Source organism: Candidatus Cardinium sp. cBcalN2 (assembly GCF_022810445.1).
Classification (GTDB): Bacteria; Bacteroidota; Bacteroidia; order Cytophagales; family Amoebophilaceae; genus Cardinium.
Map to the genome: position 1 here is coordinate 1 of NZ_JAACGD010000104.1, position 12,840 is coordinate 12,840.

Annotated in this window: 12 protein-coding genes; all 12 read right to left on the reverse strand. The window is 38.7% G+C overall.

The annotated features are described in order from the left end of the window. A partial coding sequence (locus MUW74_RS03120; protein WP_243553064.1) for an IS1634 family transposase occupies positions 1-712 on the reverse strand: 712 nt, incomplete at its 3' end. Between the two features lie 98 nt (positions 713-810). Then, complete coding sequence (aspS, locus tag MUW74_RS03125; RefSeq protein ID WP_243518408.1) at positions 811-2,223, reverse strand: aspartate--tRNA(Asn) ligase; 1,413 nt, start codon at positions 2,221-2,223, stop codon at positions 811-813. Between the two features lie 2 nt (positions 2,224-2,225). Continuing rightward, positions 2,226-3,215 (reverse strand): ABC transporter ATP-binding protein, encoded by a 990-nt coding sequence (locus MUW74_RS03130; protein WP_243518410.1) that lies wholly within the window; start codon positions 3,213-3,215, stop codon positions 2,226-2,228. Positions 3,216-3,223: 8 nt separating this feature from the next. After that, a complete protein-coding gene (locus MUW74_RS03135; protein WP_243518413.1) occupies positions 3,224-4,213 on the reverse strand; it encodes an ABC transporter ATP-binding protein in 990 nt (329 codons plus the stop codon). A 1-nt stretch (position 4,214) separates the two neighbouring features. Then, positions 4,215-5,075: an ABC transporter permease gene (locus tag MUW74_RS03140; protein ID WP_243518415.1), complete on the reverse strand. Its 861-nt coding sequence runs from the start codon at positions 5,073-5,075 to the stop codon at positions 4,215-4,217. Positions 5,076-5,082: 7 nt separating this feature from the next. Beyond that, entirely contained in the window at positions 5,083-6,024 is a 942-nt protein-coding gene (locus tag MUW74_RS03145; RefSeq protein WP_243518417.1) for an ABC transporter permease, read from the reverse strand. A gap of 154 nt (positions 6,025-6,178) precedes the next feature. Then, positions 6,179-7,924, reverse strand: coding sequence for an ABC transporter substrate-binding protein (locus tag MUW74_RS03150; RefSeq protein WP_243518420.1), 1,746 nt, complete (start codon positions 7,922-7,924; stop codon positions 6,179-6,181). A gap of 526 nt (positions 7,925-8,450) precedes the next feature. Then, positions 8,451-9,584, reverse strand: a complete 1,134-nt coding sequence (locus MUW74_RS03155; protein ID WP_243518423.1) for an HD domain-containing protein — start codon at positions 9,582-9,584, stop codon at positions 8,451-8,453. Further along, a complete protein-coding gene (locus MUW74_RS03160; RefSeq protein ID WP_243518440.1) occupies positions 9,581-9,916 on the reverse strand; it encodes a hypothetical protein in 336 nt (111 codons plus the stop codon). The genes MUW74_RS03155 and MUW74_RS03160 overlap by 4 nt, the downstream gene beginning before the upstream one ends. A 30-nt stretch (positions 9,917-9,946) precedes the next feature. After that, on the reverse strand, positions 9,947-11,614 hold the full coding sequence (locus MUW74_RS03165; RefSeq protein ID WP_243518443.1) for a sodium:solute symporter: 1,668 nt from the start codon (positions 11,612-11,614) through the stop codon (positions 9,947-9,949). A gap of 19 nt (positions 11,615-11,633) precedes the next feature. After that, positions 11,634-12,008: a hypothetical protein gene (locus tag MUW74_RS03170; protein ID WP_243518446.1), complete on the reverse strand. Its 375-nt coding sequence runs from the start codon at positions 12,006-12,008 to the stop codon at positions 11,634-11,636. A gap of 106 nt (positions 12,009-12,114) precedes the next feature. Next, on the reverse strand, positions 12,115-12,840 hold a 726-nt coding region (locus tag MUW74_RS03175; protein WP_243553065.1), incomplete at its 5' end, for an HD domain-containing protein.

Here is a 12,840-nt window from a genome sequence, read left to right on the forward strand (position 1 = left end):
ACTTTTCATACATAGCGCTATCTGCTACAAACAAAAAAGAAGGGGCATCTTTGAGCTGTTTGCAAAATGCCTTCATCCGTTTAGCTGCTTCTTGCAAAATAACTTTATCAGAAGCATTGCCCTTATGTGCTTCTACCCAAACCGGAAAAGAACCTGAACCTGTCGTAGCTAGGTTAAGAACCATTTGCTTTAAATCCGGCCTATTATCTTTGGAATAACCATACGTGATCTTAAAATCATCTAGCCCGCTTTCAGTTAAATTATCTACTGTTGACTGCTCATAGTCACCGAATACGGTTAAGCTAGTGGTATCTAAACGAGCTGTTTTACCAAGTAGGTTAAATTGCGTCCCAATTTCAAAAGCAATTTCTGAAAAAAGCTTAGTAGGACCATAGTCTGAAATGGCGTCTAGACAACGACCTAAAGCATCATCATTAAACATATCTGCTGTAACATCAGGTCTAAATAACTTATCCACTGGCTTATTGGCTAAGAATTCTGGGAACATATATAAGCGATCGTCCATAAATCCTAAACCATTGAGTATCATAGCAGACACTCGTTCTCCCATCGTGAGCTTAGCTCCTTTCTCGTGTGCTACTGGGAAGCGTGAATCTATTTTTGGGATTAGGTCAATTTTATCTATTACACTGGAAATTAAGCCTAAATGATCTAGAACTAAACTGCCTAAAATTTGATCTTCTTGGAACATGCCAAAACGGGGCTAGCCTAATGTAACTGAAAATATAACTAAGGGTTATACAAAAAATTAATCTAATTTCAAATAATAGACTGGTGCGGAATGTGAGTTTAAGGATGTAACCGCTTGGGATCACGCGGAAAGAGGTTACCATACCGTACATCTGGTAAGCCTAGAAAATATTTTAAGATACGTTCTAACCCCATACCAACACCTGCATGGGGCGGTGCACCATATTTAAATGCATTTAAATAATGAGGGATGCTATTGGGTTCTATGCCTAACGCAGCAACACGTTTGCATAACGTATTGTAATCATCTATCCGCTGAGCACCGGAAAGAATTTCTGCCCCTCGTAACATAAAATCATAAGAGTGAGTATATCTCCCATCACAGGTATCAACCATGGTATAAAAAGGACGTACATTGGATGGATAACCGGTAATCACATACAAATCTGTATGGTATTTTTCTTTTACAATAATGCCCAATTGCTTTTCCTCCTCAGTAGAAAAATCAGTTAAGTCTTCCCTATCTTGTCCATGAGCCTTTAATAAGGCAACCGCATCAGCAAAAGTAACTACAACCAATTCTGGAGAAAAGGTTAAGGCAGGGACATCAAAAAAAGACTGTATAATATCAACCTCCCGATTGTATTTTATACTTAATGCATCAAAGAGATCAACCAATAGCTGATATACCAGATGCACTACTTCCATATAGCTCTGATCTATAACCATTTCAAGGTCAACACCTATAAACTCCGTTAGATGTCTATTGGTATCAGAGTTTTCTGCACGAAACACAGGGCCAACCTCAAAGACCCGTTTGAAATCACCTATAATGGCCATTTGTTTATATAACTGAGGACTCTGTGCCAGGCAAGCAGGTTTCCCAAAATAGTCTACTTTAAAAACATCTGCTCCCCCTTCAGAGGCCCCGCCTATTAGCTTAGGTGTTTTGATTTCGATAAATCCATAACCACGCAAATAGCGTTGTATATGAAACAATATACCATCATTGATCCGGAAAATCGCTTGCGCTATATCGGTACGCAAATCCAATACGCGATTATCCAATCGTTTTACATAATGAACAGAAAAAAATAGGTGACTTTCATTTTTTTTATCTTCTGTCAAGGCAGCTTCTTTGAGCGTAATCGGTAAATCTAATACAGACCTGCTGAGTACTTTATAACCGGTTATAGCCAACTCAATTGATTGCTGAGAACAAGCTAAAACTGGTTTTTCAGCGCAGTAAACTTGACCAAGTAACTCAATAAAAGATTCATTTTCAATTTTACGCAATAGGTTATAATCTTCTATAGATAGCTGGGTTGTCTCTTTGTTTTTTACTAAAACGGCTTGCAAGGTATCGATACCATCTCGTAAAATCAAAAATAAGACGCGCCCACAGTCTTTCTTAGAAAAGACTCTCCCTCTAACTCTGACTACTGCTTGATTATCTGAAGTAGAAAGATTTTTGATCTCTGACAGTGGATGCATATTGGTAATAGATTGCATATTTAATTTGTTTCTGGAAAATGACAGGCTACCTCGTGATTTTCTTCTTCTAGTTTGATGAGTGCTGGATCGAGGTTATGACATTTTTCTGTAGCTTTCCAGCAACGTGGATGAAAATAACAGCCAGTAGGCAACTCCCTTGGGCTTGGTACAGCTCCCTGTAAGATAATTCGTTCTCTGCTTTTAGATGGATCAAGCGTAGGGATAGCAGAAAAAAGTGCTTTCGTATAAGGATGTTTAGGGTTTTGGTAGATTTCTTCTGCTGGAGCAGCTTCTATAATCTTACCTAAATACATCACTGCCACATCATTGGCTATAAATTTGACTACCCTTAAGTCATGTGAAATAAAGAGATAGGTTAAGTCTAGTTCTTGTTGCAAATCCATTAAAAGATTGATCACCTGAGCTTGTACCGAAACATCCAAGGCAGCAATCGCTTCATCGCAAACGATGAAGGTAGGTTCAACGGCTAAGGCTCTTGCTATGCAAATGCGCTGGCGTTGTCCGCCAGAAAGCTCATGGGGATATTTGCACAAAACTGCTTTAGGTAATTGGACATAATCCAAAAGTTTGTAAATGCGCTGGATAAATGCTGCTTTGCTATCAGCTAGCCTATGAATTTCTATAGGCTCTTCTAGGATCTTATAGATGGACATTCTAGGATTTAAAGCAGCATAAGGATCTTGAAAAATGATTTGCATTTTTCTCCGTATGTTACGCATTTGACTAGCGCTACAGTGGGTAATATCTATCCCATCAAAAATAATACGCCCATCAGTAGGCTCAATCAAGCGCAAAACAGTTCTACCTAGTGTGGTTTTACCACAACCAGACTCTCCTACTAGACCTAAGGTATCCCCCTTATATAAAGTAAAGCTTACATCATTTACAGCAGAAACTTGTCCAACCTTATGACCCAAAAGATGATGCTTGATCGGAAAGATCTTAGATAGGTGATCTACTTTTAATACAATTTCCTTATTGGTCTGCATACCTCTTACTATTTAGTGCTCCCTTTCAATGGATAAAAACAGGCTACGAAATGGTCACAACTGACCTCTTTTAGGAGTGGTTTATTATCCCTACATTGATCCTTTACGTTAGGACAACGGTCTTGAAAAGGACAACCAGTGGGCAAATTACATAAAGGAGGTACTACGCCATCAATGGTGCGCAATCTATGGGAACGACTACGAACAGATAAAGGAGGGATCGCATCCAATAATGCCTGTGTATAGGGATGCATGGGTCCATTAAAAATGGCTTTCACTTCACTCTTTTCTACAATGCTACCGCTATACATAACGGCTACTTCATGACATACTTCAGCCACTACTCCCAGGTCATGCGTAATGAGTATAATACCCATATCTTTTTCTGCTTGGAGCCTTTGCATCAAATCCATAATTTGCGCCTGAGTGGTAACATCTAGCGCAGTAGTAGGCTCATCTGCAATTAAGACAGATGGGTCACAAGCCAATGCAATAGCAATCATGACCCGTTGACGCATCCCACCTGAAATCTGATGAGGATATTCCAACATACGCTGACGAGGAGCCGGTATGCCCACCAGAGTTAACAAAGCTATACAACGTATTTTTGCCTCGTTTGGTGGAACCTGTTGATGCAACTGAATGGTTTCCATAATCTGTTCGCCAATGGTAAACACTGGGTTGAGTGCCGTCATAGGTTCCTGAAAGATCATGGAGATACGGTTACCACGTATCTCTTGCATATCCTTTATCGAGAGTGTTAAAATATCTTTTCCTTCTAAAAAAATACCCTGTGCGGTAATCTTACCCACAGGAGGCTCAATGAGCCGCATCAGCGACAAAGCCATGGCCGATTTACCAGAACCAGACTCACCAACAATGGCCAATGAACGACCCGAAAAAAGATCAAAAGAAACATTATTAACCACAGTTACCAGCTTTTTTCCGGTGTAATACTGGGTCATTAAATTTTTAACTTCAAGAATTTTTTGTTTCATATTATCGACCTTTTAACTTCGGATCCAATAGATCACGTAATGCATCAGCTAAAATATTAAACACAAGCACCAATAAAAACATGGCCATTGTGGCAAAAAAAAGTTCCCACCAAACACCTCTTAACAGTCCTGTTTTAGCATCACTAATCATAATACCCCAACTAGGTTTATTTTGAATGCCAATACCCAGATAAGAAAGGATGACCTCCTGCTTGATAGCCGTTTGGAAGACCAACGAAAACTGATAAATCATCAAGGGTAGTATGTTGGGCAATAGGTGTACAAAAATTTTTCGGGCACTACTAGCGCCAATGGCTGAAGCTGCTTGAATATATTCTCTAGATTTATGGCGGATCACTTCTCCTCGTATCAAACGACAAGTTTCTGTCCATTCAATTATAGCTAGTGCTATACAAATACTCTTCATACCTTTGCCTAGCAAAAAGGCAACCACCATCAGCAAAATCATAGCGGGAATAGCTGTTAAGACTGTATAAAGCCAAACTACACAGGTATCTATTATACCACCAAAATAACCAGCTACTATACCAAGCGTAGCCCCAATGGCAATCGCTAATAAGGCCACTATAAAGCCAACACTGATGGCTACTTCGGTGCCATGTAAAACTTTGGCTAAGACACTCCTCCCCAAAATATCTGTACCAAAATAATGCATGGCATTAGGTTGCTGATAAGAGGCACCCACTTCCGCCTGCCAGTTAGCTGCTAGCACCCCTATTTTAGTGGATAGTGCTACTAGCGTGTAACCCAATAAAGTAACAAAACAAAAAAAATTTAATTTTTTACCTATTAAAGCTTTTGTACTAAAACCAAACTGATGCAGTAGATTATCTTTATGCATATCCCTATTATAATTTTATACGCGGATCAACCAAAGTATACAAGAGGTCACCCACCACATTGCACAAAACACTTAAGACAGCAGCCATGATAGTGGCGGCCTTAATAGTTGGAAAATCACAACAACTGATGGCATCTATTACTACATTGCCTAGGCCTGGTATGCCAAAAAAATTCTCTATCACTACATAACCAAATAGCAAAGTTGGCAAGTCCTTGACAAACGTGGTAATAATTGGCACCATGACATTTTTAAAGACATGTTTAAATAAAACCATCTTTTCTTCTAACCCTTTTGCCCGTGCAGTACGCACATAGTCTTGATAGACTTCATCTAACATAATGGTTCTATAAAAACGATAACTATAACCAAAATGAAGCAATACCAAGATAATAGTCGGCAGGATGATATAGGGAACACAGTTGAATAAACCATTTTTATAGCCCATGATTGGAAAAAGCCGTAGCCTACAACCTAAAAAAACTTGCCCCACTAGAATGTAAACCAATACAGAGATGCTTGTCATGATGATGCAGCTAGTAACTAAAAGACGATCCCAAATGGTACCCCTATATTGGGTCATCCAAAGGGCAACCCATATGACCAAGCCATTGCCTATTAAAAAAGAGGGTAGTGTAACCGTTAAAGAGACTAAACTTCCTGTTTGAAAAGTCCTTAAAATAGCCTGTTTGGTACTCCAAGAGTGGCCAAAGTTAAAAGTAAAAGCAGATTTTAAAAGCTCCCAATATTGGATGTACCATGGTCTATCTAAACCTAGTTGATGGCTCAGGCTAGCCATAGCTTGTGGCGTGGCATATTTACCCAATAAAACAGCAGTAGGGTCTCCTACTACAACATTAAAGATACAAAAGACTAACAAGGTGGCACCTACAATAACGGAAAGTGCATAGAACAATCTTCTTAAAAAATATAAAACAAGAGGAGTCATACAATAATAGAAGAGGTTATTGACCCTTCGGGGTCAATAACCTCTTCTATCTAGCATACATTTATGAAATACTAAAAAATAAATAAAAGATTCAAGTTATTTAATACCCCAAGGGTGGATATGTATTAATACATTAGACAAAATCTAGACAAGATCACTGTATAGCGTTAACTTTTTGCTGCATATCTACTGCCATATATTCATCTATAGATGGAGAAAAGTCATTACAGGTAACATTTTTAACCCAGTTATAATGCAAGACTTGAATAGAAGGATGAACGGCATGAATCATAGGTACCTCCTCAGCTACCATTTTATTCAATGCTAGATATAGGCGCTTCCTTTCTGCATCATTGGTTGTTACCATAGCTTGATCTAACAGTGCATTAAAAGTAGGATTTGCATACTGCAAGCCAACCAGTTGCTTATTACTGATCAGTTCAAAAAAGGTAGCATGATCAGGGTAGTCAGCAGACCAAGTCATAGTATGCATCATAGTAGCACGCTTAAGCACTTTATTATACAGCTCTGCCCAAATATTGGTTATTACCTCAATCTTTATACCAATCTGAGCCATACATTTGGCAAAAAATTCTGCCTTATCTTTATAGCTTGTTTCAGAACGGGTATCTAAGGTAATAACAGGTAGCCCTTCTCCACCTGGGTAACCTGCTAGCGCCAAATATTCTTTGGCACGCTTAATATTATAACCATGTCGAGCAACCGAAGGATTGGGATCATCTATTAAGAGCGACGGTACGAGAGATTGTGCTACTTGCGCAGTACCTTTATAGAATATCTGGTTATAGGTTTCTCTATCAAAAGCCATAGACATGGCCTGTCTTAAATAGAGATTTTTAAAAAGCTCATGATCATGATTATAAATAAAAAGCTCAGTTCTAGGACCAGGAGATTTGTGCAAAACCAAACCTTTTTTGCTCCATTTTGGTAAAAGTTCACCTTTGTCATCAATCAGGCCAGATACAAAGCCAGAATCACCAACCTGTTGCATATCAATCTCTCCATTTTCCATTTTTAACCAACGTGGTTGTTCTTCAGTAATAATATCAGTCACCACTTTGTCAACCAATGGTAGGCGTTTACCGCCATAGGCATCTATCATAGGTTGATAGAGAGGATCTCCTTCAGTAGGAAATAATTTTTCTCTGAAGGTAGGATTCTTGACAAAGGTTAATTGCTTAGCTTGGGGATTAAAGCCACCCTCTAGGATAAAAGGGCCTGTGCCTACTGGATGATTTAAAAACTCAGAGTCATAATGGATGACAGCCTCTTTGGCCACTACGGAAGCAGGGGTCATAGCTAAAAAGTGTAAAAATAGCGCCCAAGGTTTTACAAGGGTAACTTCAAGGGTATAGTCATCCAACGCTTTTAAACCTTCTACCTCTTGTGCATAATCAGCCTGTTGCTTCCATGCATCTAATCCTTTGATTTTACCATCTATAAGCCCAAGATAAGGAACTAGATTTTTAGGATCTACCAGCCTTTTTAAACTAAAAACAAAATCAGCTGCTTTGAGCTCTCGGCCTTTACCATTTGGAAAGCAAGGATCATCTTGAAAAAGAACTCCTTTTTTAATTTTAAAAGTATATATCAAACCATCTGAAGAAATAGCAGGCATCTCTTGAGCAAGATTGGGTACGAGTTGGAATGGTCTTTTCAAAGCATGATAAGCATACAAGCCTTCATATATTTTACCAGTCACCTGAACAGAGCTCATATCATCTAGTCTTACTGGGTCGGTACCATTAATGGCACGGACAGATAGGTTATTTAACGTAGGTGTAGCAATTAGTTTTTGCTTTTTTTTGTACTCTTTATAGTAGATAGCGGCAAAAACCCAGACCGCCATTAATAATAATATGGTTCGTTTACTAATCATAATTTTTATAATATTTATAATTAATTTTAAGGCCTAAAATATAGGCAAGCCATAATCACCAAAAGGCTACCCAAAGCACTTGCACTACTGGTAATAGGATTTATGGCTGATAAATAAAAAGATAATGAACCTGCAATTTAATTTATTTTATTGTAATAAACAATGAGTATAGCAGCTACCTAGGATAGAAGAAGCAGGGTTAAACTGCGGGACTCAATAGGGATCTACTTACTATCAAGTATCTATATGGCCACCTATATTTTAAAGTATTACATAAGCTTAAAAATGGGTGTGTTTTTTATTTTTGTTTGATTTACTGACAAAATTATGGATAGATACCGTTTTTGGGGTCTATTTTTGCTACAGCAATGAATGGACGATAGCGCCCACTTAAGGACGACCACCATTGATACATAGGCCATAGGGCATTTTTTTATAAAAAAGTAAGTTAAAAATCAAGCCCTGTGTAAAAAGTTCCGTAAATCACCTATTAGCGCTGATTAGAAAAGAAGTAGTCTAAAAATATTTAATCTTTCTTTTGATCTTTTTTAGTTGTATTGTTACAAAGATTTAGTGCTTCTTGAGCAGCTACTTCTAATGCTATTCCTATCTCTGGACCTAAATATTTATTGGCTATTTGCACATCTATAGTAAAGGTTTCTTGCGCCATATGCTGAACCTCTGTTAAGTAGATATAACCAGCTGCATGACGTAGATCATAGAGCCGTTCGGCTAATTTGATAAAAAGCACAGAGAGTTGTATATGATCTTCTTTAAGTGCTTGTTCCAAGCGATTCTGTACAAAAAGTAATGAAGGATCATCTAACTCCTGCCGTTTATCTATCTTTACTAGATTCGCAACAAAAGCATAAACACCTAGATTATAATGTTCTTTGATGTAAGAAAGCGGCAAGCAAGTATAACGTACCAATTCATAAAGCAAAGAGGCATAAATCACTTTAGGTGAGTGAAAGACCCAATCTACCACTATTTGGGCAATGCCTACCGCACGTACATAAAACAATTGGCCTGAAGCATGACGCTTAAAGCTAAAATGTTGGCGTAGCAATAAAAGCAACCCTGAAATGATTTTTATATCAATAGGGGCCTCTGTAGAAACATATTTACAGACATGGTCATGGAACTTCATTAAGGCCATCATGGAATCTGCTTGCTCTTGAGGAGTAACAGGTGCCTCTGAGGTTAAGGCGTCTAGCGGCAATTCAACGGCCATCTTATCTCGAATATGGGTCACATCGCTAGGCAATACCAACAATATCGTGGGTTGTTTAACATCCGTAGCCATTTCCAAATAACCATAATGGCCATGCACCATAGTAGCTATGGTGTCTTGCTCAAGATCTATAGATGGAGGCAGATGGCTGGCTCTTTTAGGGTCCATAGGATTCGGTTCATCATAACAGGCTTTTATTTTTGGCAGCAGCTCAGCAGGCGTAGTAGACTGACTCACTACCAGAGCAGTAGCTTGAAAGTGCATAAAGGTAGGACGCATATTATCCATACCATCTGCTTGCTTAAACCGCAAAGTAGTAGGATGGAGCTGTATTCGCACAATCGGTGCATTCGGGCCTGCTAACCTACCCACTCGTAGTATAGCCTTTACCAATAAATAGACGACTTGATGGATATCGCCTATCATATAGGGGCAATTTGCTGATCAGAAGGATCTGTTTTTTCTACCAATAGTCTGGGGGGATTGCCTATCTCTTGCGACAAAGCAACCTCTACCTTACGCATCAGCTTATCTAAAGTAATTTGAGTAGGTTGCAGCAAGGCATGTTCTTTGGCCTTTTCTCTTCTATTAAAATAGGTCACCCAATCATAAAACTTATTGATAATACTTTGAAAATCTTCCTTAAAAAGCGGGATATCCTTATCTAAAAAGGATATCGATTCTTCAACTTTACGGACTACTTGATGTAAGATAGCACCATAACCTTTGGGCACACTACCCTCATGAGAAGACACCAAAGCTGCATCATAAAGAGAGGCTTTAAGTTGTTAAGCGGATCTAATTTCTTCTTGGTTTCTTAGGTAAACTAGTTGGGCCATATAATTACCTTGTCGAACTTTCAAGCAGATAATAATGGCCAATAGCAATAAACTCACTAGCAAGAGGGGTAATAAGGAGAAGAATAGTGGACAGGAAAAGCTAATAGAGATGGGATAAATGGCCACTAACAAGATAACGACTATAACGGCTATCCCTAGATCAAGGGGCAAGCTCCATAAGATTAGGGCAAAATGGGAGAGAAACAGAGATGTTGTAAAGATCGGGTCTACCGAATGGGACCAATTCCAAAACAAATTTAAAGGGAAATAAACCACTAACCCAATCAGCCAACCTAGTCCAGTGGGCATGCCTCTTATGGTTTTAGAGATATCATAGATAAATGGATAGCCTACAAAAAAAGCGGCTACAAAAAGCTGCACGATCAGCCAAGAACCATTATAGGCAACAGGTGCTATAAAGTGGGTCACTAGACTAGTAATGGCCAAGTAAAAGCCAATAAATACGATCGTAGCATGGCTAGGCTTGAGCTTAGCCAAAGTGGCTTTTCTATTGGCCCAACCATTTTTTATTGCTTCTTTGCGTTCTGCACTTTTTCGAGCCTTGGCTTGTTGCATTTGTTTAAAATCAGTATCTGGCCCAACCCAACCTGCACCTTCCGGTTGTTTAAAAAGATAATGAGCAGCTAGCATCGCTAGGCCATTGGCTAGCATACAAACAAAAGCGCCATCTATATCAGTAGTAGATTTAATCCATTTATTCCAAGCTAAGATAGATAGCGCACCTGTGGCCATACCTATTAAAGCAGTACGCGATGTACCTCTAAAACCAAAAATAGCTAATAAAGATGGGGCAGTGATTACTGGAAGTGAAAAAGCGAAAGACAACATAAGCAAACTTAATAGATCCTTAGAATAAAAAGTCAAGAACATACTAGATAAACCGACTATTAGGGTAGTCCACCTGGCTATTTTCAGCTGACGTCGATCAGTATTTTGGTTTTCTTTATGTGTACTGGCCAAAATATCATGGCTAACCATAACGGAACACGAGTTTAAATAAGAATCAGCCGTGGACATACCCATAGCTAGTAAACTGATACAAACCATAGCCCTAAGAATAGGTGGAATATTAGTGATGATATAATCCCAAACATCTTTTATCAGTAACCCTGGATCACTTACAAAAACAAATAGACCAATCAGCAATATCACACTAGTGATAACAACACTAAAAAGGCTAGTATAGCAAAAGACTTTTTTGGCTTGACTAGGTCCAGAAGACATATAGACTCTTTGCATAACTGCAGGGACCCCCAGATCAGGAACCACAATACATAAAAGCATCGCAACCATACGCAATAATTTAGTATCAAAATGGCATAGACTACTAAACTGAAATTTTTCTTGGGTTTGTATAAAAGAAACGACTTCTAGAACAGACTTACCTGTTTTTTTAAACATAAACCAGGCCAAAAATGGAATAATTATAGAAAAAGTAACAAACTGCAACACATCTGTAATTGTAACGGCACGAACGCCTCCAAACATAGAATAAAAAATAAGGATTAAGGTAGCAAAAATGGTAATAATACGTGGATTAAAGAAATCGAGCTCTAAACATATACTAACTGCGTGCGCCATTGCGATAATTTGCATACTAATTGCAACGATAAACCTACAAATACCAACCAGCGCTGTAATAATTCTTGAATATGTACCATAGGGTCTCTGCAAGAGAAAGATTGTGCATAAATGGCCCCATACGCAACATCAACTGACTAAAGAGCCATATGCTGAAACTATTCACAACCACATTAAGTATAATCCAGTAAATGCCAAGGTTATGAACTTGCTGTACATTAAAGACCAAGCCCCCACCACTATACAAAGTAGCTAAGACTGTAGCTACCAGTGTAGCAGTAGCAAATTGCTTATTACCCACTGCATATTCTCGAAACGTGGTCTTTTTTCTACTAAAATAAACCCCTACTACCAAGGTTAATACCAAAAAAGCCGCCACTATATAGAGGGGCATATTTAAACAAACCATAAAACAAACATTAACAAGGTTAAAAAACACATCTATTCACCACTCTGGTAGAGCTATCCACAAAAAGAAAAACGCCCCTTGTAAAATAATTGCGATTAGATACTTTTTATCCTTTCCCTATACTTCTATCCTTACAAAGCTTTAGTGCCGCTTGAGCCGCTTCTTCTAGTGCTGCGCCTATCTCTGGACCTAAATATTTATTGGCTATTTGAACATCTATGGTGAGGGTTTCTTGCGCCATATGCTGAACCTGTGTTAGGTGCGTATAACCGGCTGCATGGCGTAGGTCGTAAAGCCGTTCAGCTAATTTGATAAAAAGGACCGAGAGTTGTACATGATCTTCTTTAAGCGCTTTTTCCAATCGATTCTGTACAGAGAGTAAGGAAGGGTCATCTAGTTCTTGCCGTTTGTCTATCTTTACTACATTGGAGACAAAGGCATACACCCCTAAGTTATAATGTTCTTTGATATAAGAAAGCGGCAAACAAGTACGACGGACCAATCCATACAGCAAAGAAGCATAAATTACTTTAGGCGAGTGAAAAACCCAATCTACCACTATTTGAGCAATGCCTACCGCACGTACATAAAACAATTGGCCTGAAGCATGACGCTTAAAGCCAAAATGCTGCCGTAGCAATAAAAGCAACCCTGAAATGATTTTTATATCAATAGGGGCCTCTTTAGAAACATATTTACAGACATGGTCATGGAACTTCATTAAGGCCATCATAGAATCAGCTTGCTCTTGAGGAGTAACAGGTGCCTCTGAGGTTAAGCAATCTATAGGCAGTTTAACGGTCATCTTATCGCGAATATCCGTAACATCACT

Coding starts and splice junctions, on each gene's coding strand:
- aspS (WP_243518408.1), bottom strand. CDS start 2,223: ATGCAATCTATTACCAATATGCATCCACTGTCAGAGATCAAAAATCTT.
- MUW74_RS03130 (WP_243518410.1), bottom strand. CDS start 3,215: ATGCAGACCAATAAGGAAATTGTATTAAAAGTAGATCACCTATCTAAG.
- MUW74_RS03135 (WP_243518413.1), bottom strand. CDS start 4,213: ATGAAACAAAAAATTCTTGAAGTTAAAAATTTAATGACCCAGTATTAC.
- MUW74_RS03140 (WP_243518415.1), bottom strand. CDS start 5,075: ATGCATAAAGATAATCTACTGCATCAGTTTGGTTTTAGTACAAAAGCT.
- MUW74_RS03145 (WP_243518417.1), bottom strand. CDS start 6,024: ATGACTCCTCTTGTTTTATATTTTTTAAGAAGATTGTTCTATGCACTT.
- MUW74_RS03150 (WP_243518420.1), bottom strand. CDS start 7,924: ATGATTAGTAAACGAACCATATTATTATTAATGGCGGTCTGGGTTTTT.
- MUW74_RS03155 (WP_243518423.1), bottom strand. CDS start 9,584: ATGATAGGCGATATCCATCAAGTCGTCTATTTATTGGTAAAGGCTATA.
- MUW74_RS03165 (WP_243518443.1), bottom strand. CDS start 11,614: ATGCAAATTATCGCAATGGCGCACGCAGTTAGTATATGTTTAGAGCTC.
- MUW74_RS03170 (WP_243518446.1), bottom strand. CDS start 12,008: ATGGTTTGTTTAAATATGCCCCTCTATATAGTGGCGGCTTTTTTGGTA.